22 protein-coding genes, 2 tRNA genes and 2 pseudogenes are annotated in these 23,745 nt (G+C 70.6%); 11 read left to right on the top strand and 15 right to left on the bottom strand.

Annotated elements, in window-relative coordinates; translation table 11 throughout:
* Positions 1–8 precede the first annotated feature (8 nt).
* Positions 9–1,637: an MFS transporter gene (locus tag DIZ27_RS28420; RefSeq protein WP_109381341.1), complete on the bottom strand. Its 1,629-nt coding sequence runs from the start codon at positions 1,635–1,637 to the stop codon at positions 9–11.
* A 237-nt stretch (positions 1,638–1,874) separates the two neighbouring features.
* Here DIZ27_RS28420 and DIZ27_RS28415 point away from each other — a divergent pair, with 237 nt between their 5' ends.
* On the top strand, positions 1,875–2,711 hold the full coding sequence (locus tag DIZ27_RS28415) for an MBL fold metallo-hydrolase (protein WP_109381297.1): 837 nt from the start codon (positions 1,875–1,877) through the stop codon (positions 2,709–2,711).
* A gap of 233 nt (positions 2,712–2,944) precedes the next feature.
* On the top strand, positions 2,945–3,826 hold the full coding sequence (locus DIZ27_RS28410; protein WP_109381340.1) for an SDR family oxidoreductase: 882 nt from the start codon (positions 2,945–2,947) through the stop codon (positions 3,824–3,826).
* Positions 3,827–3,954: 128 nt separating this feature from the next.
* Here DIZ27_RS28410 and DIZ27_RS28405 read toward each other — a convergent pair whose 3' ends face one another.
* Together DIZ27_RS28405 and DIZ27_RS28400 are read right to left on the bottom strand one after the other, a co-directional pair.
* Positions 3,955–4,179, bottom strand: a complete 225-nt coding sequence (locus DIZ27_RS28405; protein WP_109381296.1) for a helix-turn-helix transcriptional regulator — start codon at positions 4,177–4,179, stop codon at positions 3,955–3,957.
* Positions 4,179–4,799, bottom strand: coding sequence for a DUF2975 domain-containing protein (locus DIZ27_RS28400; protein ID WP_109381295.1), 621 nt, complete (start codon positions 4,797–4,799; stop codon positions 4,179–4,181). The genes DIZ27_RS28405 and DIZ27_RS28400 overlap by 1 nt, the downstream gene beginning before the upstream one ends.
* Before the next feature lie 487 nt (positions 4,800–5,286).
* Here DIZ27_RS28400 and DIZ27_RS28395 point away from each other — a divergent pair, with 487 nt between their 5' ends.
* The 3 genes from DIZ27_RS28395 to DIZ27_RS28385 all read left to right on the top strand — a co-directional run bounded on the left by DIZ27_RS28395 (position 5,287) and on the right by DIZ27_RS28385 (position 6,778).
* Positions 5,287–5,955 carry a DUF998 domain-containing protein gene (locus DIZ27_RS28395; RefSeq protein ID WP_109381294.1) on the top strand — a complete coding sequence of 223 codons (669 nt, stop codon included), beginning with the start codon at positions 5,287–5,289 and terminating at the stop codon, positions 5,953–5,955.
* 73 nt (positions 5,956–6,028) lie between these two features.
* Positions 6,029–6,241 (top strand): DUF4287 domain-containing protein, encoded by a 213-nt coding sequence (locus tag DIZ27_RS28390; protein ID WP_109381293.1) that lies wholly within the window; start codon positions 6,029–6,031, stop codon positions 6,239–6,241.
* 372 nt (positions 6,242–6,613) lie between these two features.
* Positions 6,614–6,778 (top strand): hypothetical protein, encoded by a 165-nt coding sequence (locus tag DIZ27_RS28385; protein ID WP_258308577.1) that lies wholly within the window; start codon positions 6,614–6,616, stop codon positions 6,776–6,778.
* 66 nt (positions 6,779–6,844) lie between these two features.
* On the opposite strand, the gene DIZ27_RS47475 is transcribed toward DIZ27_RS28385, so the two are convergent.
* From DIZ27_RS47475 to trkA, 3 genes are all read right to left on the bottom strand, one after another.
* Positions 6,845–7,471: a potassium transporter TrkG gene (locus DIZ27_RS47475; protein ID WP_258308576.1), complete on the bottom strand. Its 627-nt coding sequence runs from the start codon at positions 7,469–7,471 to the stop codon at positions 6,845–6,847.
* The gene (locus DIZ27_RS47470; protein ID WP_258308575.1) at positions 7,468–8,322 is read right to left on the bottom strand and encodes a potassium transporter TrkG; all 855 of its coding nucleotides are present in this window, start codon (positions 8,320–8,322) and stop codon (positions 7,468–7,470) included. Before DIZ27_RS47470 ends, DIZ27_RS47475 begins: the two co-directional genes overlap by 4 nt.
* Before the next feature lie 62 nt (positions 8,323–8,384).
* Positions 8,385–9,698: a Trk system potassium transporter TrkA gene (gene trkA / locus DIZ27_RS28375; protein WP_109381339.1), complete on the bottom strand. Its 1,314-nt coding sequence runs from the start codon at positions 9,696–9,698 to the stop codon at positions 8,385–8,387.
* 457 nt (positions 9,699–10,155) lie between these two features.
* Here trkA and DIZ27_RS28370 point away from each other — a divergent pair, with 457 nt between their 5' ends.
* Positions 10,156–10,713: a hypothetical protein gene (locus tag DIZ27_RS28370; protein WP_109381292.1), complete on the top strand. Its 558-nt coding sequence runs from the start codon at positions 10,156–10,158 to the stop codon at positions 10,711–10,713.
* Between the two features lie 138 nt (positions 10,714–10,851).
* Complete coding sequence (locus DIZ27_RS48835; RefSeq protein WP_109381338.1) at positions 10,852–10,926, top strand: 50S ribosomal protein bL37; 75 nt, start codon at positions 10,852–10,854, stop codon at positions 10,924–10,926.
* A gap of 476 nt (positions 10,927–11,402) precedes the next feature.
* Here DIZ27_RS48835 and DIZ27_RS48500 read toward each other — a convergent pair whose 3' ends face one another.
* A complete protein-coding gene (locus tag DIZ27_RS48500; protein ID WP_309074913.1) occupies positions 11,403–11,735 on the bottom strand; it encodes a methyltransferase domain-containing protein in 333 nt (110 codons plus the stop codon).
* 395 nt (positions 11,736–12,130) lie between these two features.
* Between DIZ27_RS48500 and DIZ27_RS28355 the strand changes: the two genes are divergently transcribed.
* The 3 genes and pseudogenes from DIZ27_RS28355 to DIZ27_RS48830 all read left to right on the top strand — a co-directional run.
* Positions 12,131–13,648, top strand: a complete 1,518-nt coding sequence (locus DIZ27_RS28355) for a DUF4153 domain-containing protein (RefSeq protein ID WP_258308574.1) — start codon at positions 12,131–12,133, stop codon at positions 13,646–13,648.
* Between the two features lie 106 nt (positions 13,649–13,754).
* A complete protein-coding gene (locus DIZ27_RS28350; RefSeq protein WP_109381290.1) occupies positions 13,755–14,360 on the top strand; it encodes a bifunctional 2-polyprenyl-6-hydroxyphenol methylase/3-demethylubiquinol 3-O-methyltransferase UbiG in 606 nt (201 codons plus the stop codon).
* Positions 14,361–14,681: 321 nt separating this feature from the next.
* Positions 14,682–14,813 (top strand): annotated as a pseudogene (locus tag DIZ27_RS48830) (IS701 family transposase); the annotation flags it as partial.
* Positions 14,814–14,932: 119 nt separating this feature from the next.
* On the opposite strand, the gene DIZ27_RS45240 reads toward DIZ27_RS48830, so the two are convergent.
* The 8 genes and pseudogenes from DIZ27_RS45240 to DIZ27_RS28320 all read right to left on the bottom strand — a co-directional run.
* Positions 14,933–15,382: a hypothetical protein gene (locus DIZ27_RS45240; RefSeq protein ID WP_146229004.1), complete on the bottom strand. Its 450-nt coding sequence runs from the start codon at positions 15,380–15,382 to the stop codon at positions 14,933–14,935.
* 1,267 nt (positions 15,383–16,649) lie between these two features.
* Positions 16,650–16,724: transfer RNA gene (locus DIZ27_RS45940), tRNA-OTHER, on the bottom strand.
* A gap of 207 nt (positions 16,725–16,931) precedes the next feature.
* On the bottom strand, positions 16,932–17,690 hold the full coding sequence (locus DIZ27_RS28340; protein ID WP_109381337.1) for a DUF2182 domain-containing protein: 759 nt from the start codon (positions 17,688–17,690) through the stop codon (positions 16,932–16,934).
* The gene (locus tag DIZ27_RS28335) at positions 17,687–18,301 is read right to left on the bottom strand and encodes a DUF1326 domain-containing protein (protein ID WP_109381288.1); all 615 of its coding nucleotides are present in this window, start codon (positions 18,299–18,301) and stop codon (positions 17,687–17,689) included. The genes DIZ27_RS28340 and DIZ27_RS28335 overlap by 4 nt, the downstream gene beginning before the upstream one ends.
* A gap of 176 nt (positions 18,302–18,477) precedes the next feature.
* Complete coding sequence (locus DIZ27_RS28330) at positions 18,478–19,797, bottom strand: hypothetical protein (protein WP_181383724.1); 1,320 nt, start codon at positions 19,795–19,797, stop codon at positions 18,478–18,480.
* Positions 19,798–20,156: 359 nt separating this feature from the next.
* Positions 20,157–20,232 (bottom strand) — tRNA-OTHER (locus tag DIZ27_RS45935).
* Between the two features lie 100 nt (positions 20,233–20,332).
* Positions 20,333–20,566, bottom strand: coding sequence for a hypothetical protein (locus tag DIZ27_RS28325; RefSeq protein ID WP_109381286.1), 234 nt, complete (start codon positions 20,564–20,566; stop codon positions 20,333–20,335).
* A 327-nt stretch (positions 20,567–20,893) separates the two neighbouring features.
* Positions 20,894–21,124, bottom strand: a pseudogene (locus tag DIZ27_RS28320) (IS630 family transposase); the annotation flags it as partial.
* A gap of 320 nt (positions 21,125–21,444) precedes the next feature.
* Here DIZ27_RS28320 and DIZ27_RS28315 point away from each other — a divergent pair.
* On the top strand, positions 21,445–23,532 hold the full coding sequence (locus tag DIZ27_RS28315) for a VCBS repeat-containing protein (RefSeq protein ID WP_109381285.1): 2,088 nt from the start codon (positions 21,445–21,447) through the stop codon (positions 23,530–23,532).
* Positions 23,533–23,745 lie beyond the last annotated feature (213 nt).

Genomic DNA, 23,745 nt, shown 5'->3' with positions numbered 1-23,745 from the left:
CCTCGGTCTCAGCGCGTCGGGCCGGTCGCTTCGGCCGGGGCGCCGGTGTCCGGCTGCCGCGGACGGCTGCCCGGGGCGGTCGGCAGATGCGGTGTGACCAGGAAACTGGCGAGAGCGACGCCGCCGGTGGCCAGGATCGCCGCCTTCAGGCCGGCCAGCTGCGCGGAGGCGTAGGAGTCCGTGACGGCGTCCACCTCGGACGGCGGCAACCCGGCACGTTCGGCCGCCGAGCGCACCTGACCGGTGGGGACGAAGGTGACCCCGGCCTCGAGGGAGACACCGACCTGCGCACGGGCCTCTTCGGACAGGCGTGGGTCGTCCGCCACCTGTGTGGTGAAGGCGTGGGCCAGCGCACCGATGAGAATCGACCCGATGAGCGCGGTGCCCAGCGCCGAGCCCAGGTTCTGTGCCGTGAACTGGAGCCCTCCCGCCTCACTGCGTTCCTCCTCCCCGACGCCGGACTGGACGACGTTGCCCAACTGCGAGGCGAGCAGGCCGACCCCCACGCCCAGCAGGGCCATGGCTCCGGCGAACTGCGCGTCGTCGATGACCGGGTCGACGGTGGCCAGCAGCCACACGATGGCCGCCGTCAGGGTGGCCAGGGCCACCCGGACCACCCGGCGCGGCCCCCACACCCGTCCCAGCGGGGACGCGGACAGGGAGGTCACCAGCATGGTGGCGGACACCGGGAGGAGGCGCAGCCCGGTCTGGAAGGCGTCGAACCCCTGAACGACCTGCAGATACAGCGGGATGGTGAAGAACAGCCCCAGGAGGATGAGGTTCTGGCTCAGCAGGGTCAGCAGGCCGGACCGCAGCACGGGCCTGCCCAGCAGGGACAGGTGCACCAGGGGGTCCTCGCCCCGGCTGTCGCGCCGCCGCTCCCAGTGCCGGAAGACGGCCAGGACGGCCACCCCGGCGCCGACGACGAACAGCGTCGGGGCGAAGCCGAACACGGTGAAGGGCGGGTTCCGCGGCTGCACCCATCCCCAGGTGCTGCTCTGCAGCACGCCGAGCACACCCAGCCCCAGTCCGGCCGCCGAGAGCGCGGCACCGACGCCGTCCAGCCGGGGAGGCGGGCCGGTCCGGACGGGCGTCGCGATCACCCGGCGGCACAGCAGGACGGCCACGACGACCACGACCTCACCGGCGAAGACCAGCCGCCAGGTGAGGTACGTCGTCATCCAGCCGCCCAGCAGCGGGCCGACCGCGATCCCGGCGCCGGCGAGTCCGCCGATGACCGCGTAGGCGACGGCCCGGTCCCGCCCGCGGTACGACTCCGCGACCAGGGCGACCATGGCCGGCAGCACCATGGCGGCTCCGAGCCCCTCGATGACGGACCAGCCCAGCGTGAGGACCCACAGCGTGGGGGCCACAGCGGTCAGGGCCGACCCCACGCCGTAGACGACCAGGCCCAGAAGGAACATGCGGCGACGCCCGAGGATGTCCCCGAACCGCCCACCGATGATCATGAACGCCGCCATGACCAGTGCGTACAACGTGATGACGGCCTGGATGGCGGTGACCTCCGTGTCGAAGTCGTCGACCAGCCGGCTGATGGACACGTTCATGACGGAGGTGTCCAGGACCATCAGGAACTGGGCCGTACCGAGAACGACCAGAGCCCGCCAGTGCTTCACGCCGTCCACCTCGCCGAGTCGGCCCGGTACGCCGACGGGGCCGGCCGGGCAGCGGCAGGCGCCCGCCGCTCCGTCCATCGCACCCCAGGCACGCGCCCCGTGCCTCACCCGCCACGGGGGAAGGGACGGCGCTTTCCAGGGGCCCGGTTTTCCCTCCGGCCCCGGGGTGTAAAACCGTGGTCGCCGATCACTCGGGGCGGGACCGGGGGAGCCACGAGCGACGGAGGGGAGTCGGCCGTGCAGCACACTCCGCCTGAAGGCACCGCGGAAATCCTGTTCATCGGCAACGCCACCCTGCTGATCCGCTACGGAGACCTGACGCTCCTGACCGATCCGAACTTCCTCCACCGCGGACAACTGGCCCACCTCGGCTACGGGCTGGTCTCGCGCCGGGTGACCGAACCGGCCGTCGACGTGGCGGACCTGCCCCACGCGGACCTGGACGGCGTCGTGCTCTCCCATCTGCACGGCGACCACTTCGACCGGGTGGCCCGACGCGGGCTGGACCGGAGCCTGCCGTTCGTGACCACCCGGCACGGCTCCCTCCTGCTGAAGGGCCTGTACGGCTTCCGCCGCGCCACCGGTCTGCGCACCTGGCAGAGCCACACCCTGCGGCACGGGGACTCCTCCGTGCGCATCACCTCGCTGCCGGGCCGCCACGCGCCCGGCCCGGCCCGGGTCCTGCTGCCGCCGGTCATGGGCAGCCTGCTGGAATTCGGCGACCGTTCGGGGGAGACCCGGCTGGTCCTCTACCTCTCCGGCGACACCCTGATGTACGACGGCCTGCGCGAGATCGCCGAGCGGTACCCGGACATCCACCTGGCGGTCCTGCACCTCGGCGGTACGACCCTGCCCGGAGGCCTCGTGGTCACCATGGACGCCGAACAGGGCGCCGACCTGCTCGACCTGGTGCGCCCGCGACGGGCACTGCCCGTCCACTACGACGACTACACGGTTTTCCGTTCCCCACTCGAGGACTTCCTCGCAGAAGCCGGACGTCGAGGGCACGACGCGCGCCTGGTGCGGTGCGCCCCGGGCGAGCGTGTGAGGGTCGGCGCCGAAGCCACGGCCTGACCGGCACGCTCACGCGCCGTGCCGAGGGTCCCGGTCGCCCCGGTCACTCCGGCCCCCGGTCACCGAAGGCTCCATGACCAGCGGACGGTTTCACCTCGCCCGATGCGGACACGCGAGGTGAGTCGCTGCCGGTCCGGCGGCGTCGACTGTTCTGGTCCGGAAGTCCGAAAGCGAAGGGAGCAGCCATGCCGGAGGGGGAAGCCATGGACCGCACGCCGCACGAGCGCCCGGCGATGCCGCAGGAGGAGGCGGAGATCTCTCCGCCCTATCGCTTCCAGCGCCAGCAACGTCCGGGGCTGGAGGCCGATATGGAGGTGCGTCCGAGGTACCTGGCGCCGAACTACCGCGGATCGGGGAAGCTCGACGGCAAGGTCGCGCTGATCACGGGAGGCGACTCGGGGATCGGCCGCTCGGTGGCCGTCCTCTACGCCCGGGAGGGAGCCGACGTGGCCGTCGTCTACCTGCCGGAGGAAGAGCGTGACGCCGTCGAGACGCAAGAAGCGGTGGAGAAGGAGGGGCGCACGTGCCTGCTGCTGCCGGGCGATCTGTGCGATCCGTCCTTCTGCACCGACGTCGTCGAGCGGACGGTGGCGGAACTGGGCGGTCTCAACATCCTGGTGAGCAACGCCGCATACCTCAACAGTCAGAACGACCTGTCGGAGCTGACCGCCGAGGACTTCGACCGGGTCTTCAAGACGAACACCTATGCCTATTTCCATCTGGTGATGGCGGCCCTGCCGCATCTCTCCCATGGAGACGCCGTGATCGCCACAGCCTCCGAGGAAGCGCTCAAGGGCAGCGAGATGATGATGGACTACGCGGCCTCGAAGGCCGCTGTGGTCGTCTTCACCAAGTCCATCGCCTCTCACCTGGCCCAGCGCGGCATCCGGGCCAACGTCGTCTCGCCCGGCCCCACGTGGACCGTGCTCAATCTGGCGGGCCAGCGCTTCCCCGACGACTACCTGACGAATCTGGGAAGTTCGGCCCCCATGGGGCGGGTGGCCCAGCCGGAGGAAGTGGCTCCCGCCTACGTCCACCTGGCCTCCGACGCCGACTCCAGCTTCACGGTCGGCGAGGTGATAGCCGTCACCGGTGGACTGACCGACACCCGTTGAGGCCCTCGGACCACAGGTCCTGTGCAACCGGGATCAGCTCACGCCACGGGCCCGGGAAGACCGTGAAGCGAGTCGCACCCCGCACCGAACAGGCCCGCCTGAAAGAGCGGCAAGGCCGAACGCCGGGTTCAGTCCTCGCGGACGCTGAGCAGGTCGCCGGGCTGGCAGTCCAGTTCGCGGCAGATCGCGGTGAGGGTGGAGAAGCGGATCGCCTTCGCCCGGTCGTTCTTCAGGACGGAGAGGTTGACCACCGTCACCCCGACCCTGGCCGCCAGTTCGGACAGGGTCATGCCGCGGTCGGCCAGCAGCCGGTCCAGGTGGACTTGAACCCGGTGTTCCTCCTCCGGCGGCATCAGACCAGCCCCTCGGTGTCGGCCCGTAGCTTCGTACCGCGGCGGAAGACCTCACCCAGGGCCAGGATGAGGAAGGCGAGCAGGACGTACTCGCCGGAGAAGGTGGCCGAGAAGGGGATCCGGTCGGCCAGGGGGGTGCCGCTCACCAGCGCCTGCGTGGTGAGCGCCAGCAGGGCCGGGGAGAAGACGCCCTGCACCAGCACCGTGAGCCCTATGACGCTCAGGCGTCGGGCGTTCTGCGGTACGAAGACGTCGCCGCCGTGCAGGGTCCTGGCCACCTGGAGGAGGAGGGCCAGGATGAGGAGCAGGAGCAGGCTGCCGACGAACTCGGGCAGGGCGAGCAACAGGCGCTGGCCCAGGTCGGGGTCGGTGAAGGCGAGGTCGGCCTGGTGAGTACCGGTGAGCGTCATGCCGTGGCCCGCCGCCGCGTCGGTCACGGTGCCTGACACCGGGGCCGTGGTCCCGGTCTCGACCTCGCGGGTGTCCACCGGGTCGACGAGGCCGACCACTCCGAGGGCCGGGGCCAGCACCCCGAAGACGCCGACCAGCAAAACGGCCAGCCCCAGAACTGCCCCCAGCAGCCGATCGTCGGCTCGGCTCCACCAGGACTTCGTACGCATGGTTCCCCTTGCCGCCCGCAACGCGAATATCGATTGTCGATACTATCGATAGTCGATATGCGCGTTGTCAAGCTCGCGAGTCTGCTTCCTCGGCGGAGTCGGCGATCGCCGAGACCGCAGCCCGGCTCGTCCCGCGCGCCCGCACATCTCCGGGAACACCGCCCCGAAGCGGAGCCGGAGCCCGACGGCGCGGAGAGGTCCGACCCGGAGCCCGTGCCGCCTGACACCGATCCGTCGGGTGAGATCCGAGAGATCGCCCCCCGTCCGCTCACGCGCCGTTCAGGCAGGCGGCCCCGGACGAGGAGCCCGAGGCCGAACAGAGCGCCTCCCGGTCGGGTCCCGGACGAGGCGGGACAGCGCTGAGCGGTGGGAAGTGCTGGAACCGAGGGCCTGCGATCCAATGCACACCGTGTGAAGCGATGACTTCTCCTCGTGCCGTCGGTCATACGAGCGACAACGACCACACAGGCACGAGGAAGGCCCGGCCATGACTCACACGCTCAGCACGACCCGGCACACCGCCTCCGTTGCGTCCGCGGCACGACCGGTGACACGGCAGGCTCTGGCCGGCGGCGCGGTGGCGGGCCCACTGTTCCTCGCGCTCGGCGTCGCCCAGGGCCTCGCACGGGACGGCTTCGACTTCACCCGCAACGCCATCAGCCAGCTCGCCCTCGGTGAGGCGGGCTGGATCCAGACGGTGAACTTCCTGCTCACCGGAGCGCTGCTGATCGTGGGGGCGGCCGGTCTGCGCCGGGCGCTGCGTGGTGCTACGGGCGGCACCTGGGGGCCGGCCCTGGTCGGGGTGTTCGGTGCCTCGTTCTGGGCCGCCGCGATCTTCCCGGCCGACGCGGGGGCCGGTTTCCCCGCCGGTGCGCCCGATGCGACCACGCTGAGCGGGCATGGCGCTGTGCACATGGTGGCCGGGACGATCGGCTACCTCGCCCTGTGCGCGGCGTTCGCCGTTCTGGCCCGCCCGCTCGCTGCCGGAGGCCACCGTGGTTGGGCTGTCGCCTCGCGCCTCGTGCCCGTGGCCGTCCTCGCCGGCTTCATGGCCTCCGCCGCCTTCGTGCCGGCCTTCACCGCGGGCGCGGGCCTCGGCCTGTTGTGGCTGGCCGCGGTGATGGCCCGCCTGGCCGTCGCCCCGGCAAACCGCTAGCTGCCCGCCGCTCCGGCGGACAGCATCGTCACCACCAAGAGCAATTCAGATCAGAAAGGAGACGGGGCATCCCATGACCAGCGCAGTGAAGGGTCCCGCCGGCTACTTCCCCTCCATCGAGAAGAAGTACGGCCGTCCGATCGCCGAGTGGAAGGACCTCATCCGCACCTCCCCGCTCACCAAGCACATGGAGATCGTCAACTGGCTCAAGGCGGAACACGGCCTCGGTCACGGCCACGCCAACGCCCTCGTCGCCCACACCCTCGCCGAGGACGCCGGCAAGTGACCGAACCTTCGCCACCAACCCCGATGACTTCAACCGGTTCCGGAGATCAAGCTCCTTGAACCGGCCCCGGGGTTCTGTCTCTCCGCTCGTGACCGGAGAGACAGAACCCGGTTGTACAAGGCCACGACGTCGGCATGGCTGCTCATCGGACGGTGGCGAGGCCGTTGAGCAGGTGGCCGAGTTCTGCCGGCGCCCGGATGTGGGCCATGTGCCCCTGGCCGGGGAGCACGTGGACTCCGGCACGGGTGACGCGCTGCCGGACGTCGCCGCACGACGTTCCGCAGGGGGCCGTTCCGTGACCGCACTGACCGGTGATCAGGTCGACACGGTGCTCTACCCGGCCGAGCGGCTGGGCATCAACCGCACCGTCCGGTGTCGGTCATCGACCGGCTGGAGGCCCGCGGCGAGGTGCGGCGCACCCGCAACCGCGACAACCGGCGTCAGTACGTCCCCTCCCCGGCGGACGAGGGGCGCGGGACCGTCGAAGCACGGCGTCGGGCGGTGGTCGAGCGCGCCGCGCGGCTGACCGCCGGCTGACCTCCGAGGAGGCGGCCCGGTCCGACGAGTCGCTCATGGGCGCAGTGGGGCGAGCCGCCCGGTCGCCTACGCGCGCCAGTAGCTGCGGCGGAGCAGTACCGCCAGGGGAACGATCTCGATACGGCCGAGGAGCATGAGAGCGGTGAGGATCGCCTTCGACAGGTGCCCGAGCGGCGCGTAGGAACCGAACGGGCCGACCTCGCCGAACGCCGGGCCGACGTTGCCGAGGCAGGCCGCGGCGGCGCCGAGTGCGGTGAACGCACCGGTTCCGGTCGTGCTCCCTTCGGCGTCGAGGGCGAGGCCGAGCGTCCCGAGCGCGAGGGCGAGCACGTAGAGGAGAGCGAACACGAGCGCCGAGCGGAGCGTGGGGTCGTCGACCACGCGGCCGCTCACCCGCACAGGGAGAACAGCGTGGGGGTGAACGGCTTGTTCCAGCTCGTGGCGGGCGAAGCGGAAGAGGATGAGATGGCGGACGACCTTGATCGAGCCACTCGCCGACCCGGCGCAGGCCCCGACGAACATCAGCGCCAGCAAGGTGAGCGCCGCGAGTGTTCCCCAACTCGCCCAGTCCAGGGTCGCGAAACCGGTGGTGGTCATCACCGAGACCGTCTGGAAAGCCGCGTGCCGGACGCCGCCGAGCCCGTCCACCGTGCCGTCGGCGAACAGCTCGACACTCAGGACGGACGTGCTCACCGCCAGCAGGGCGAGATACAGGCGAGCTCCTCGTCACGGGACACGGTCCGGATCCGGCGCAGTGCGGCGAGGCGGTACAACCGCAGCAGGTTCACCCCGGCCACCACCATCAGCCCGCACAGCACCCACTGCGTCACCGGCGCGAGGCCCTGAGCCGAGTCGGCCTCCGGGGCGAACCCGCCGAGGGACACGGCGGACGTCGCGTAGGAGAACGCGTTGAAGAGACCCATCCGCGGGTCCAGCCCGGCCCAGCCCAGGCAGGCCAGGACCAGGACGCCGATCACCGTCACCGCGAGGTAGACCTTCCAGAGCTGTCGGGCGGCCTCGCGAACGGTCGCGCCGAGCGACTCCACCTCGACCGGCCCCGGCAGCTCGGAGCGCAGGAGTTCGCGTCCGCCGATACGCAGACGCGGCAGCACCGCGAGCGCGAGCACGATGATGCCCAGACCGCCCAGCCAGTGGGTGAGCTGGCGCCAGAACAGCATGTCGAGTCCGAGTGCGTTCACGTCGGTCAGGACAGTCGCGCCGGTGGCGGTGAATCCCGACATCGCCTCGAAGTAGGCATCGACCGGGTGATCGAGCTGCGGAACGTGGCCGAGCACGAAGGGCAGCGCGCCGAACGCGGGGACAAGCAGCCAGACGACGACGACGAGGAATCCCTCGCGGATGTCCAGCGGGGGCCGCTCGCCCGTCAGACGCTTGAGCGCCAGGCCCGTCACGGCCACGGCGAGTCCGGTGACGAGGAAGGGCCAGGGGGGCTCGCCGACTGCAAGCGCGACGACCGCCGGCGCGACGAACGCGACCGCGAACCACGCGAGCAGAGCGCCGACGACACCCAGCGCGGTCCGCACGTCGACGCCGAACCGTCTGCGCGGGCGCCATCGTCGAGGACGCGGCGACGAGCGTGACGGTGTCACAGGTCGTGCTCGATCGTGGGGACGCGGTCGGGCTCGGTGAGGACGATGACGCGGTCCCCGGGCCGCAGTTCGTCCTCACCGCCGGGGAAGAAGACGGTGCCGTCGCGAACGATCGCGCCCACACCGGCTTCGGGAAGCGCGTCGACCGGACCGTGCGCGAACCGGCTGTCGGGCCGGACGGTGATGTCGAGCACCTCGAAGCGGTCGTCCCCCAGCATCGCCATCTGGTGGGTGCGCTCGTCGAACGTGAAGCGGGCCATCTTCTCAGCGGTTTCGTCACCCGGATCGATCGTCACGTCGGCTCCGGCGGCTTCGAAGACCTCGGCGGCGGCGGGGTCCTCGAGGACCGTCAGTGTGAGTTCGACCCCGTGGACCTTTGCGAGCACCGCCGCGTACAGGTTGCGCGAGTCGTCGCCGCTGGCGAACACCGCCGCTCCCGCCGCACCGACGCGCTCACGGCGCAGGAACGCCGGGTCGAGGCCCGTCGCGTGGAACACCCGTGCCCGGTCGAGTGCGGCCGCGGCCGCGCGCGCTCGTGCCGCATCCGGTTCGATCAGCCGCACGGAGATCCCCTTGTCGAGCAGTACCCGGGCAATGGCCGTCCCCATGCGCCCGGCGCCGAAGAGCGCGACGTCATCGACGGGATCGGCCCCGGTGACCAGCCGGCTCCACGCGCGCGCCGCCGCGAGCGACGCCATCACGATCACCCAGTCGCCAGGCCGCACCACCTCGTGCGCGGTCGGTCTGATCCAGTTCCCGTCGCGCACGACGGCGACCACCCGCGACGCCGCGGGCAGGCCCGCATCACGCAGGGGACGGCCGGCGAACCGCGGCGGCCTCGCCTCGCGGATATCGACGCCGAGCACGACCACCTCGCCGCCGGCGAAGAAGTCCACATGCCGTGCACCCGGCACGTGAAGGACGCGCGCGACGGCGCTCGCGGTCTCGAACGCCGTCGAGACGAGGAGGTCCACGTCGAGATCACCCGCACGCCAGGCTTCCAGGTAGTCCATCCCGGTGGCCCGCACGACCGTCCGCGCCGACGACAGCCGGCGGGCGAGCATCGCGGTCACCAGGTTGACCTCGTCCCGCGACGTGCATGCCAGGACGAGCTCGGCATCGGCCACACCGGCTTCGAGGAGCGTCTCGCGCCAGGTGCCGCTGCCGCGCGTGATCCGCACGTCGTAGGCGTGTGACACGGCCTCCAGGCGCGCCTCGTCGATGTCGATCACCGTGCACTCGTGCGTCTCGGCGAGCGACTTCACCACGGTGTGACCGACCTGCCCCGCACCCACCACGATGACCTGCATGCCAGCATCGTGGCACGTACGGACACCGGCCGCCGCGACGCCGGTGACGAGTCCCTCGAGGCCGACCGCGAGCACACCGGACCGCGCCCGCCACCCCTGCCGACCGCAGTGCGGGCACAGCGGCCTGCGGGCCGCCCTGACCCTCCACAAGACGCTCAAGGCCACAGGCACCGGCATCGACCCACCGCCCCGGCCAACGGGTGGACGGTCGCCACCCGCACCATCGAACACCTGGCCCGAACCGGGGCCCTGGTGGTCAATCCGTGGGAGGAGAAGCTGCAGGCGGTACTGCGGGGCACGGGCGACCCTGGCGGCGTCGCCTCCGGGATCGGCGCGAGCTCTCTGACGACATCACGCCTTCAAGGTCGGTAATGGGCCTGAAGCATTCAGATTCCGCTGTCGGCGGACCGTTCCGCCATCCCTTGTGTTCATGAAGATGCCGAGTAATCGTCATTACATGATTACAGAACAACAGCGAGAGCAACTGCGGGGCTGGTTCACCGGCCGGCTCCCCGACGACCTCTTCGAGGAACTGGCCGAGGTCACGGTGGACCGCGAGGAGATCACGGTGATCGGGCGCATTCCCGGGCCCCGGCCGGTCGAGGACGCCTCTCCGGCCGAGCGGGACGCGGCCGTCGAGGGCCGGATCCAGGAGTTCCGGGAACGCACCCGGGACGCCCGGATCGCCATCGCCCGGGACGCGGAGCACCGCTTCGGCCGGAAGGTCTCCTGGGGGGTGGAGTGCGCCGGGCGGCGCGCCCTGTTCACCCATGTCGCCGCGCCCGTCATGACCCGGCTGCGCCAGCCGGAGCGCCTGGTCCTCGACACGCTGATCGCCGGCGGGGTGGCCCGCAGCCGCAGCGAGGCGCTGGCCTGGTGCGTGCGCCTGGTCCAGCGGCACACCGACGACTGGCTCACCGAACTGCGCGAGTCCCTGGAGCACGTCCAGCGGGTGCGGGCCCGGGGACCGGACGACGAACGGGAGGAGGCCGAGCCCGCCGCCGACGGCGAGTGAACGGCATTGCGGGTGGCGCGCGTTACCGCGCGGGGTGTGCCCCATCCCGTAAGGGCCGCCTCACCACTGGTGCGGACCCGCAGGGCCGAACCTAGACTGGCGGAGGCAGGAAGAGTCCCGATCAGGGAGATGTGCGCCATGGCCAAGCGAGCCAATAAACGACGCGGTCGCAAGAAGAAGAAGGCCAACCACGGCAAGCGTCCCAACGCCTGAGCCGACCGAGCGCGCCGCCGAGGGCGACCACGCTGGAAGCGCCCCGGCAGGACCGGTCTGCGCACGCGTCTCCGGAGGCCCGCGCGGGGTCGACGTTCCAGCAGGTCGTGCGAGTCACGATCATGCTGAGAAACCTGCGGGCCCGCAGACCGGCCGCGACTCCACGGGCGACGCCCCCGCCCTGGGACGGCACCTGGCGTACGAGCGACCGACGTGCGCCCTTGGTCGGGGGTGAACCGCTCCGGGTCTGATGGGGGCTCTGATGTGCCTCGTCCACCGTGCTGTGGTCGCCGCGGCCGTGAACATCGGCAGCGCCAGGAAGAGCCGGTCGGCCTCGGCCCGTGCCCGCTGCTCAGCGATCCCGCTGTCCGCCTGCTCGCGTGTGATGGCGCCGGCGAAGCGGGCTCCTTCGGCCGGTCCGGTGAGCGAGGGCGACATCTCCGGTCCGGTGAACACTCCGGTGTGCACCTCGACCGTCACGTGGTCGAAGCCGGCGTCCAGGAGAAGGGGGCGGTACCGGCGGGCGGGACGGCGATCAGGTCTGCGCGGGCGTGCACGACGGTGCGGGTGAGGGCCGGATCGTCGGAGTCGATGACGATGGTGTCCCAGTCCCGGCCGACCAGGACGATCCGCCCTCCGGGCGCGAGAACCCTGCGGGCCTCTGTCAACGCCCGCCCTGGCTCGGCCAGTTCGTGGAACACTTTGTCGGCGCGGTAGCCGTCCACCGAGGCGTCCGGCCGCGGCAAGCCGTACGCCCCCGCGATCCGGAAGTCCGCCTCGGGCCACCGGCCGCGGGCGACGGCGGCCATCGGCTCGCCGGCCCCGAAGGTGAACGGCGGGCCACCGGATACGCCGTGCCTTCGGGGGCTGCGCGAGCGCGGACGTCCCCGTCGGTCCCGCTACTCTTGCGGGCACGCCGCCCTGCCGATCATGGCGGTCGGCTTCGCAAGCGACACCGGTACCCGCTCGATGTACCCGAGTACATGTGTTCGGGGGCCGGTTGGGAGGGGGTCCCGTGACAGAGAAACCACCTGTGCCCGACGAACCGTACGAGCGGTCCCGGCCGTCGGGGCGAATACCTGGAACACCTGGAACACCTGGGGGAGAGACCGCCGACACGGCGGGAGCACAGCGGGTGGGAACACCACCGGGAGGCAGGTCGCGCGCGACGACGGACACGCGGTCCGGCGAAGCCCCCGGACCCGTGGGCGCGGGCGCTTACGCCCACGATCTCTGGTTAACCGACCTGCGCCGCGAACCGCCCTCCACCGTGGGCACCGCCGTCCTCTGGGCGGCGCTCGCCACCGGCGTGCTCAGCACGGTGCTCCTCGACGAGGGTGTGGGCGTCAATCTGTTCCTCGTCGCCCTGCCGGCCACGCTCACCGCGTACTTCGCCGCGCGCCGGGCAGGCCGGGTACAGGCCCGTCCCTGGACGCTCGCCTGGGGCATCGGAGGACTCGCCCTCCTGTTGGTTCCGGTGCTCCGCGCCGCTCAGTGGCCTTCTTTCCTCGCCGTGGCCACCGCCATCGGTCTCGCATCGCTCGCCCTCCACGACTCGCGGTCCTGGGCCGGCGTCGTGCTCAGCCCCTTCGGACTGGTCGACTCGTTGTTCAAGGGTGCCGCGTGGGGATGGCGAGGAGTGCGCGCCCGCGCCGGCAAGGCCTCCGACAACGTGGGCTCCGTACTGCGCGCCCTTGCCGTGACGGCCGTGCTCCTCCTCGTCTTCGGCGCACTGTTCGCCGGGGCCGACGCGGCCTTCGCCGATCTGCTGAGCAGGCTGGTCCCGGACACGTCCGTCGGCGACGGCCCCTGGCACCTGCTGCTGTTCGCCCTCGGACTCCTCGGTGCCCTCGCGGCGGCACACACCGCCGCCGCCCCTCTGCAGTGGGACAGGTACAAGCCCAGCCCGGGCAGCGCCCGCGGCCGGGGCGAATGGGCGCTTCCCCTGCTCCTGCTGTGCGTGCTGTTCGCCGTCTTCAACGTCATCCAGCTCACCGTCCTCTTCGGCGGGTACGAGGCCGTCCTGGACAAGACCGGCCAGACCTACTCCGAGTACGCGCGGCAGGGCTTCTGGCAACTCCTCATCGCCACGCTCCTCACCCTCCTGGTCATCGTCCTCGCACTGCGCTGGGCACCACGCGGCGGGCCCGGTGACCGGAACCTGGTGCGGGGAGTCCTCGGCACCCTCTGCGCACTCACCCTGATCGTGGTCGCTTCGGCGGTACGGCGCATGGACATGTACGTCGAGGCGTACGGGCTGACGCGGCTGCGGATCTCCGTCGTGACCGTGGAGCTGTGGCTCGGCCTGGTCATCCTGCTGATCATGGTCGCCGGAATCCGGGGCGCACGTCGGCTGCCCCGCGCCGTCGCCGCGTCGGCCGCTGTCGGGGCCCTCGCCTTCGGCCTGGCCTCTCCCGACGGGCTGATCGCCGAGAACAACGTGCGGCGGTACGAGAAGACCCACAAGTTCGACCTGGACTACGCGCGTGGCCTTTCGGCGGACGCGGTCCCGGCTCTGGACAGACTGGAGGAGCCCATGCGGTCCTGTGTCCTCGGCCCCCTGGCGGAGGAGCTCGGTCCGGCGACGGCGTCCTGGTACGAGATCAGCTGGGGAGAGGTGCGCGCCCGGCGGATCCTCGAGGAACGGCCGCCGGTGACGACCGGCCCGGGAACCTGCGTCGGCAGCGGGGAGAACGGGGAGAACTCCGAGTATCACCGCTGACCGGGACACCCCGTTCCGCCGGTCCGGGCAGTCAGCCGGGCCGGCCCCGGTGTCCGGGTTCTTCGGGGCCCTTCGAGCGGCACACGGCCGACCTATAGTTGGCCGCATGAGCCGTTGGAGGGAATTGACCGGGGAGACGTCCGGCGAGGACTACGCCGCACGGTTCGCGGCCCTGGCCCGTAGCGGGAAGGACGTGCACGGTGAGGCGCGGTTCTGCGCGGCTCTCGTGCCCGCCGGAGCGCGGGTGCTGGACGCCGGGTGCGGTACCGGACGGGTCATGATCCGGCTTGCGGAGCTCGGGTACGACTGTGTCGGGGTGGACGTCGACGCGTCGATGCTGGCGGTGGCGCGGAAGCAGGCGCCGGGACTGCCCTGGTTCCAGGCCGATCTGGCCGGGTTCGAGCCGGACCTGCTCGGCATCGCGGCGGACTTCGACCTCGTGGTCGCCGCAGGCAACGTCTTCCCGTTCCTCGCCCCCGGCACCGAGGCCGCGGTGGTCGAGCGCCTGGCCGCGGCCCTGCGTCCGGGCGGCCTGCTGGTCGCCGGCTTCGGCCTGGACGAGGCCCACCTGCCCGTGCCGCCCGGCATCACGCTGCCGGAGTACGACGACTGCTGCGCCGCGGCCGGCCTCACCCTCGTCGACCGCTTCGCCACCTGGGACGCCGCCCCTTACGACGGCGGCGGCTATGCCGTCAGCGTCCACCGCCGGTGAGGATGTGCGGGACCTCTTGAGCACCCGCGCCCACCAAGCGGCCGGCGGCTTCTCCGAGTGGTCCGCGAGCGGTTCCCTTGTTCACTCAGGTGATGGGTCCGGTGGCTCACGTCGGCCGTCGGGTGCCCGGACGGTGATGTTCCGGTGCCGGAGCGGGTGCGCCTGAGCGAGGAGCGGCACGGTTCGGGCTGGGGCGGTCCCGGCGGCGGAGGCGATCCGGCGGCTGTCCGCGGGATGCCGTGCCGTGGTCACGGATCCGGGCACGACCGACGACTGGTACTGGCCGGACAAGCCGACCACGCCCGGCCCGGGCCGGGCCGAAAGAAGGAGTCCGCCTCGGCGGGCGTGCAACGGCAGTACACCGGCACCGCCGGACGCATCGAGAACAGCCAGGCCGGTGTGTTCCTCGCCTACGCCACCTGCCGGGGAAGGGTGTTGACCGTCCGTCGGCTCACGGTCGGCGCTGTTGGCGTTGTTGGCGGACACGGTGACGGCCGCCTGACGCGCAGTGCAGTCGAGGGCCGGGGCCTCCCTTCGCAGACCCCGGCCTGTCCGACGCGAGGCGATGTCGCCTACGCCTCTTCGCAGGTGGCGTTGTAGCTCGACTGGTAGGTGAACTCATAGTTCCCCTTGTACTGCGAGTTCCCGTTCGGGGATTTGTGCAGCTGGTAATTCTTCCCCTTGAACTTGCAGTTTGCGCCGTCCGCTTCCCCGTCCGTCCGTCCGTCTTGCGTGCCCTGCTGCGGGGTGGGCCCATTTGGAGTCATCGACCCCGGGGCCTCTTCGCAGGTGGCGTTGTAGCTCGACTGGTAGGTGAACTCATAGTTCCCCTTGTACTGCGAGTTCCCGTTCGGGGATTTGTGCAGCTGGTAATTCTTCCCCTTGAACTTGCAGTTTGCGCCGTCCGCTTCCCCGTCCGCCCGTCCGTCTTGCGTGCCCTGCTGCGGGGTGGGAGGAGGTTGGAGCTTGCCTCCTGTGGAAGCGGACGTCACCGAGGTGTCCGAGGCATGTGACACGGCCACGGATGGGAGCGTAAGGGCGGCGGCTCCGAGCAGGGGGCATGCCAGTAGTGCGATGGTTCGCTTTGCGCGCATAGCTATCTTCCCTTTCGCGACTGGTGAGCGCCGACAGTGCCCGGCCTTCGGTCGGGAGCGTCACTGACTCCGCTGGACCGGGGAACTGGAATCTAAACCTTGCGCTGGGCGCCATTCGGGTCGATGAATTTGCCCTTTGGCGCGACGCCATTTTCTCTGCTCGCTGGCACTGCTGCAGTTATGGCGTCTGTAAGTTCGACCGTATCGAGCAGTGGGCGGTATGTCCACTTATGGCCTACTGGTCCGAACGGACTTCCAGTCTTGGCTCATCAACAGCCTTCGCAGCAGGTAAGAGGCGTGCCGGCCCAAGGTTGAAGGCTCACCCGAGCTGCTTCGGGCCAAGGGGTCCCGGGCCGTCTGTGGGCTGTCGAAGGGCGGCCCACAGACGGATGATGACGGCCGCTCAGGCATCGGTCGGTGCTGCATCGACGTCGATCGCGTGAGGTCGCTCCTGAGCTGCACCGCTTCCTGGCCCACAGGCCCAGGGGATCGTGACGGAAACCTCGGATTGAGCGAGGCAGGCATCCGGCGTCTCGCTCAACCTGAGGCATCCCAGGTCAAAGTGCTGCCTTGCCCTACCTTCACCGAGACGGGTCACACGGCGCTGAGGCCCGGGATGTCGAATCCTGACGCCTCGCCACCTGATTGGCCGTGGCATACCTGCCCGGTCGGTGAAATAGCAATGACCGAGGTCAAGTCCGAAGCCGGCGCGACCGGTGGGACCGAAGGCGCCACGATGCGGGCACGCGGCCAGTGGATGTGCAAGACAACCTTCGTCATCTGCTCAGCGACCGGGATCCGATCGGTGTCCCCGATCTCGTGCAGGACGAGTGCGACTGCCTCATGACAACCGCTTTCCGAGGGTGATCGCTGTGGCCGAGATCGAGGCCGGCGTGGCCGCCGCCCCGGATCCCGTACGCCAGGCGCGATACGCCTGAACTCTCGCAGCGGTACGGCACGAACACCGCGACCGCACCGCACCACGCCGATCGGCGAATCGAAAGCAGCTGCCCACCTGACCATCGTCGCCCCCGGGGTTGGCGCGAACTCTCTTCTGTCTTCGGCAGCTTCGGGGTTCCGCCAGCCCTTGAACGGATCACCATGACTCACGGGTCGACGAAGCGGCTGGATGACGTGCTCCAAGCGCAGGGTCCCCCGTCCGCCGGACGGGGGACCCTGACCAGGGGTCTCTCTGTGCCCCCGGCAGGATTCGAACCTGCGACACCCGCTTGAGGAGTTTTCCCGGAGCGGTGCTGTGACCTGCGGAGACGTTGGCAGCACGGCGTCTGGCCCGGGAAATCAACCCTCCATGGTTCTCACGTGTTCGCGCGGCTTCCCGGCCGCACGGGTGCCGAATCCGTTCTGCGTACGTGTCCGACTGACGGGACGGCGACGTGTGACGTGGTGGTCCGCCTCCACCTGCACAGCAGGACCACCACATCTGCTGCGGGAAGGAGCCGAGGGACGGGGCCCGTCCTCACATCCCGGCCATACCGCCACCGGTGAGGCCCGGAGCCAGCGTCGGGACCCAGAAGACGGCGACGGCCAGGGCGATCGAGGCGATACCCACGGTACGGGCCACCAGGCGGCCGGCCGGAGCGAGCTTCTCGGCGGTGATCACGGCGGCCAGGACCACCATGGCCCACAGGTTCATCAGACCGAACGCCGCCAGCAGCACCATGAGCGACCAGCAGCAGCCCAGACAGAAGGCCCCGTGATGGGCTCCGGCACGCAGATCGCGCGAGAGCCCCGGGTACGAGGCGTAGCGCAGCATCAGCCCGATCGGTGAGCGGCATCTCGCCAGGCAGCGGTCCTTGAGGGGCGTGAGCTGGTAGACGCCGCTGACCGCGAACACGGTCGCGGCCACCGCGGTCCCCGTGGCGGCGGGGAGACTCGCCGCCCGGCCCAGGCCGACGGCCAGCGCGTACGCCGGCAGCCCGGCCGCGGCCCAGACGAGCAAGTAGGCGACCGTGAAAACGACCATGCGCGGCGCCCGATGCACGGTCATGGTGCGTGCGTACAGAGCGGCGACGGGTGCCGTGGCGGGTAGCATCATCGCGGCCATCATCAGCGTCCACACGGCCAGGAAAGCGGACAGGCCCAGGCCCATGGTGCCGGGCATCGCCTGCATGCCGCCCCAGCGCGTCGCCACCCAGACCCAGGCGGCGGCCGCCGCGACCAGCAGCAGCCCGGCGGGGCCCGCCCTGCGGCGGCCGGTGACCGGCCCACCGGTCACGCGGACCACGTGAAGGGCGCCGAGTGTCCGTTGCCGCCGGTGAAGTCCCAGGACCGGCCGTACACGCCGTCGCCCGTCGCCCGGGTGGACCGGGCGATCGTCAGCGTGCTGTTCGCCGGGTGGAAGATGCCGGTCAGGCCCATCACCGGACCGTCCTCGCCGAACTGCGGGGCGACCTGGTCCTCGATCTCGATGTCGATGGCGTCGCCCACCCGTGCGGCGTGGCGGCGGCCGTCGTCGTGGTAGTCGATGGGGACGCGCTCCACGCCGAGGACCTCGCCGATGAGCGGAGTGAGCGCCGCCATCGGCCCGCCCGCCCGGCCGGAGAAGACCTTCACCAGCGCCTCCGCCTGACCGTCGTCGGCCGAGGCGTCGACGTACAACGCCACCTGCCAGCCGCCCTCGGCCATCACCCGGGGCCCGTCGATGAAGACGGCGACGCTGCGGTCGGAGACGTCCACGCCGTCCACGTTCCCGCTGTCCACGTGGAACGCGAAGGTCACCTGGCAACGCTCGTGGTCGGCCGGTGCGGCGAAACCCGAGGTGGTGCAGGGACACACCACGTCGCAGTTGCAGCTCTCCAGGTACGTGCCGTTCAGGTTCCAGGGCATGACTCTTCCTCCCTGTTTCGCGTCCCCCCGGCGAAGGGAACACACCGGGAGGGTCCGCCCCTCCCGGTGCCGCTCTCCTTCAGGCTATTCCCGACGACCCCCGTCGCGCAGATCTGCTCGACCCGGTGGTCCCGCCTCCAGCGTCCGTGTCCAGGCCCGCGTCCTGGTGGTGGATGTCAGTGGCTCGCCTTCACGGTCTCCGACGTCGCTGCACGGAACGACTCGGTCGCCTCGAAGTGCGCGCGGAAGTAACCGTTCTTCGCATCGGGGATGTCGGCCGAGAAGACGTGGCCGCTACCGATGGCTTCCGTCGTGAGCAGGTCCGTCCACTGTTTGCCGTTGCGCGAGTACTGGATGTGCACGGGGATGGTGCCGGGCGTCCAGCCGTCGGGGAAGTCCATCGCACCCTCGACGTGCACGCCGCGGTCCTGCGTACGGGTGGCCGAGAACGAGGTGAAGACCGAGGCACGCAGAACGGTGATCTGGGCACTGTTCGCGGAGGCGGAGGCGATGAACGGGTCGTCACTGTGCGACGCCACGTGGAAGCTGCCGGTTTGCCACGGGGCGTGGGCGAAGGTGACCTTGCCGTCCTCGCCCGTCGTGAAGTAGCCGACGGTCTCGAACTGACTGCCGACGGTGGAGGGCTCGAAGAGCACTCCACCGCTCTGGCCCTCGAAGGGCGCCCAGCCCTGCGGGGTCTCGCGCTCCAACGTCGCCGTGAAGGTGACCTGTTGCCCGAGGTCGACCGTCTGGGCCTTTGCCGGGGCATGAACGGTCCAGCGCGTGGCTACCTGCCGGACGCCGATCTGTATCGACGGGGACTCGCCGTACAGGACGTGGGGTTTGTCGTGCCGGTAGATGGCCTGGACGGGCACCGCGTCGTTCACGGTGACCGTGCCGGAGAAGCGTCCTTCCGCGTCGGTGCGGACGGTGTTCTCCGTCCAGTAGTCCACATCGAGGTCCACGCGGTGGTCCGCCAGGGGCTTCAGCTCGCGGGTCGCCGGCCAGCGTCCCTTCAGGATGCCGTCGACACGCACCTGGCGGTGCTCGATGTCGACCTCCGTGCGGTCGGTGCGCACGTCCTCGAACACCGGCGTGACGTAGTAGACGAGACGGCCCGCGGAGTTGTCGGTGGTGCGGTCGCCGTCACTGTCCGTGGCCTCGACGCGGACGGTGTAGCTGCCCAGGTCGGCAAGGTCCAGAGGCTGTTTCGTGTGCCACACGCCGTCGTCGGGAGTGCCGGAGACGAGGGCGAACGCGTCGTTCTCTACGACGGCGACCTCCTGGTCTGTGGTATCGGAGACGATATGGGCCCTGATCTCCGTGATGGCGCTGTCGGAGCTGATACTGACGGCCAGGGTGCCGAGGTCGTCCGAGACGCTGTGCGCCCATCGGACGTCAGGAGCCTGTCCTTCCACGGCGTTCGCTGCCGGGGTGCCGGCCAAGAGGAGTGCAACGGTGCCGATGGCGGCCAGAACCGCCCGTCTTCTGAACATCGACCCCCCAGGAGCGTGTCGAAAACCGCGCCGGGACCCCTCCACATGTCTGTCGTGGATGCCGCGGCTGAACGGCTTTTCTATCGCACGGCTGTGACATCGGGCTCGTGAGTTTTCGCCATGGGGGCCGGTCGGTCCACGTGCACGATCCTCGACACATGTGCACCTCGCTGCTGTCGACCCCGGGCGCAGACGCTCCCATGATCATGGAGACGTCCGGGAACAGCACGATCACGGTGAGGATCGACACCCACGATGCCTGGGCGGACGCCGCAGCCCGTGCCCGCCAGGCACGGACGCCGATGTCACCCACCGATGTCAGAGGCCCCTCGGGATCCCCCCGAGGGGCCTCCCATCCGTGCCCCCGGCAGGATTCGAACCTGCGACACCCGCTTGAGGAGTTCGATCCGGGCGCCGCGCCCGGCGTGGCGGGGCGGCTCCGGCCGGTGGGGGAGTTGCCGTCTGGGTCCGCCCGTTTCCGCTGCTGTCCACCGCCGTTGACGTCAGCCATGGATGTCAGGCGGCGCAAGCTTGCTCAACCTTTGTGACCTGTCCGGGGAACGATGCGCACCGCGCGGTAGTCGTACCCGTCCTGCTTGAACCCCGGCACTTTCCACTCAAGAGTGACTTGCTGGCCGGCCTCCAGGCTGCGGAACCCTTCCATCTCGATTGCCGCGTACCAGCCCCAGCAACCGCCCGGTGTCTCGGGGCAGTCGAGCACGCCCCGTCCCTCCTCGTCATGCCATTCACGCACGATCGCAGTCACCATGCGCGGAACAATAGGCGAGGACTCAGCCTGACGCCCTCGATGCGAACTACGGGCGGGGCGGTCGTTGAGGTCTGTCGGGCTGGCCGTCCGGGTACCTGCGGTCGGTGATGACTGGCTCCGGTCGCGGTACTTGCTGTACTTCCCTGCTGTACAGCAGGACAGTTTCTCGTGATGTCACTTCGCAGAGCGCCGGCGCGCCGCGAGTCACCGCAGCCTACGGTGGCGCTGTCCCGCTGCGCGCTGCTGAGCTCTGACGACGGCAACCGTCTGTGGATCGCTGACCAAGTCGTAGTCGTACATGAGAAGTGCGTCATCATCCTGTGTGAGGAGACTCCGCAACGTATCGATGGCCCGGTGCCGGCGGTGCAGGGAGCCGACCACCTTGCCGGTGGCCACCTCCAAGGCGGCGAACAGCGTGGTGGTGCCCGCCCGCACGGAGTCGTGGGTGAGGCGCTGCGGGACCCCGGGCATCGTCGGCAGCACCGGCTGGGAGCGGTCCAGCGCCTGGATCTGGCTCTTCTCGTCCACGCAGAACACCAGCGCCCGCTCCGGCGGATGGGGAACCGGTGGAATGCCCCGGTCACCGGTGTGCGGAGATCCGGTGCGCACGTTTGCTTACCACCTCGCGACCGCCTACCGGGCGGCTCAACAGAGCAGAGAGGTACGGCAACCGCAACGACCGCGGCTGCCCTTCAGGGGCCGCGCGCGCTGGACGAGCCGGCCGGACTCCTCTGAGCAGGGGAAGGAGAACCCTCCACGCGAGCCGAATCTTGGCTGATATACCCTGCGCCTAAATTGTTCGAACAGTTCGGCGAATCCGTGCCACCGGATACGCCCTGTGCCCGGGGGGGCATTCCATCACTTCACAGTTCCGTGCGGTGCTCGGCATCGCGCTCACTCCCGTCCTCGCCCTGGCCGCCGTGGCTCCGGCCGCCGCCCAGACCACCGCCACAGCCGCGGCCACCGGCACCACCACGACCACGACCACCGTCGAGAAGCGTGCGCCGGGCGCGTGGGGCACCCGCACCGCGCACGCACCGGGTAGCTTGCGGGCCCTGGTGTCGGCCCGGAACGGCACCCTCGTCTCCCTCGCCGACGGCACCCGGATCCGGCCCGCCGGCAGCACCCGCTGGCTCGCCCCGCAGGCCTGGCCGGACGCCGGCGGGTACAACACCGAGCTGGTCTCGCTCAGCGACGGCTCGGTGCGCCTGGTCTGGCGGGCCGCCGACGAACACAACGACTACTGGCTGAAGATGGCCACCCTCGCGCCCGGCGCGACCGCCTTCTCCGAGCCCGAGGACATCGCCGAGGTCCCCAGGAGTGGCTACCACCACCTGGCGGCGACCCCCGACGGCCGGGTGACCGTCGCGTGGGCGGACGGGGGCGTCGTGATGACCGCCGAGAAGGCCGGCCCGAAGGCCGCGTGGACCGCTCCGGTCGGCCTCAACGCGCAGCCGCCGATCGGCAGCCGGACCATCTCCGGCATGGAGCTGGCGGTCGCCAAGGACGGCACCGCCCTGCTGGTGTGGCAGGGGTCGACGACCAAGGTCGTCACCGCCATGGAGAAGGCCCCCGGCGCGTCCGGCTGGACCACGGCCAAGAACTTCCCGGTCCCGAGTGTGGACCGGGCGCAGCCGAAGGTGTTCGCCGGCCCGAAGGGCGGCTTCGAGCTGTTCTACAACGACGCCGGACACGTCATGCACACGCGCCGGTCCGCCGGCGCCACGAAGTGGAGCACCCCGCGGTCCTCTTCGGCCTCCGGCAGCACCAGCGGGATGACGGCGCCCGTCCACCTGCCCAACGGCGACCTCTTCGTCGCCAGCGGGGGGCCCGGCTCGACCAGCTCCTGGTACGCGGTGCGCTCGGCGGCCACCGGCGCCTGGCTGCCGTACAAGCAGTCGTTCTCCACGACCCGGGCGCAGGCGGTCGACGCGGTCGCCACCTCGGGCGGCACGGTCACGGTGACGTGGCGGGCGGGCTCCTCGGGTCGTGAGTACGTGATGGCCGCCGTCTTCAAGGGCGGCACCTGGTCCGCGGCGCAGCGGCTGAGCGCGGCGAGCGCCACGGCCACCGGCGCGCCCCGGGCGGCCTCCGACGCGCTCGGGCGCCCCGTGGTGCTGTGGGACGAGTACACGGTGAACAAGTCGGGTGCCTACATTCTGGGCGGGGCCTACCAGACCACCACCGCCGGCCGGGCGCTGCCCAAGTGGCGGGACTACACGGACGACGGCAAGGCCGACCTCTTCGGCCGGAGCGGCAGCGGGCTGAAGGTGTACGCGGGCGGCGCGACGAAGCTGTCCGCCCAGAAGCGCGCGAGCAGCTGGCCGACGGGCACGCTGGTGCTGCCGTTCGGCGACCTCGACGGCGACCGCTGCAACGACGTGTTCGTCCGGCACCCGAAGGGCGAGGCCCGCGTCTACAAGCCGGTCTGCGGCGGGCTGCCGGACCAGCAGACGTCCTCCGTGAAGGTCTCCTCCAACTGGAGCGGGTACAACGCGGTCCTCTCGCCCGGCGATGTGACCGGCGACGGCCGGGCCGACCTGCTGGTCCGGTCCGCCTCGACCGGGAAGCTGTACCTGTACGCGAACAACGGCAAGGGCGGCTTCAAGGCCCGGAAGCTCGCCGGGTCCGGCTTCGGCGGCTACAAGAAGCTGATCGCCGCCGGCGACCTCAACGGCGACGGCAGGAACGACCTGCTGGCCCTCGACAAGTCGAACGAGCTGTGGCGGTTCAACGGGACCGGCAAGGGCACCTTCAAGCCCCGGGCGCTGGTCTTCAAGAACTGGGGCACGTCCTACAAGGACGTGGTCGGCGGGCTCGACCTGTCCGGGGACGGTCGGGCCGACCTGATCTCGCTCGACAAGAACGGCCGCGCCTGGCTGAACCGGGGCGACGGCCGCGGCGGCTTCGGCAACCGGTCGCAGGTCGGCAAGGCCACGAACTGGTCGGGCATCCGCATCTCCTGACGGCGCGGACCCGGGGCCCCTCGGAGACACGGGGGCCCATCCGGCCAGGCGTCCGGTTCCGACGGGTCCGTCCGGACCACCTCGACCCACAGGGGCAGGTGGACCGGCCGGGCCCGTTCCGCGTACGCCGGGTCGTCGCCGGACGTCCAGGTGTTGCGGCAGATGTTAGGAGGCCCGGCCCGATGCCGCCCTTCCGCGCGGCCATGCCGACCA

The sequence above is a fragment of the Streptomyces sp. NWU339 genome (assembly GCF_003143855.1).
Classification (GTDB): Bacteria; Actinomycetota; Actinomycetes; order Streptomycetales; family Streptomycetaceae; genus Streptomyces.
Note: the sequence above shows the minus strand (reverse complement) of the source record. Positions and strands in the feature narration are given on the sequence as shown.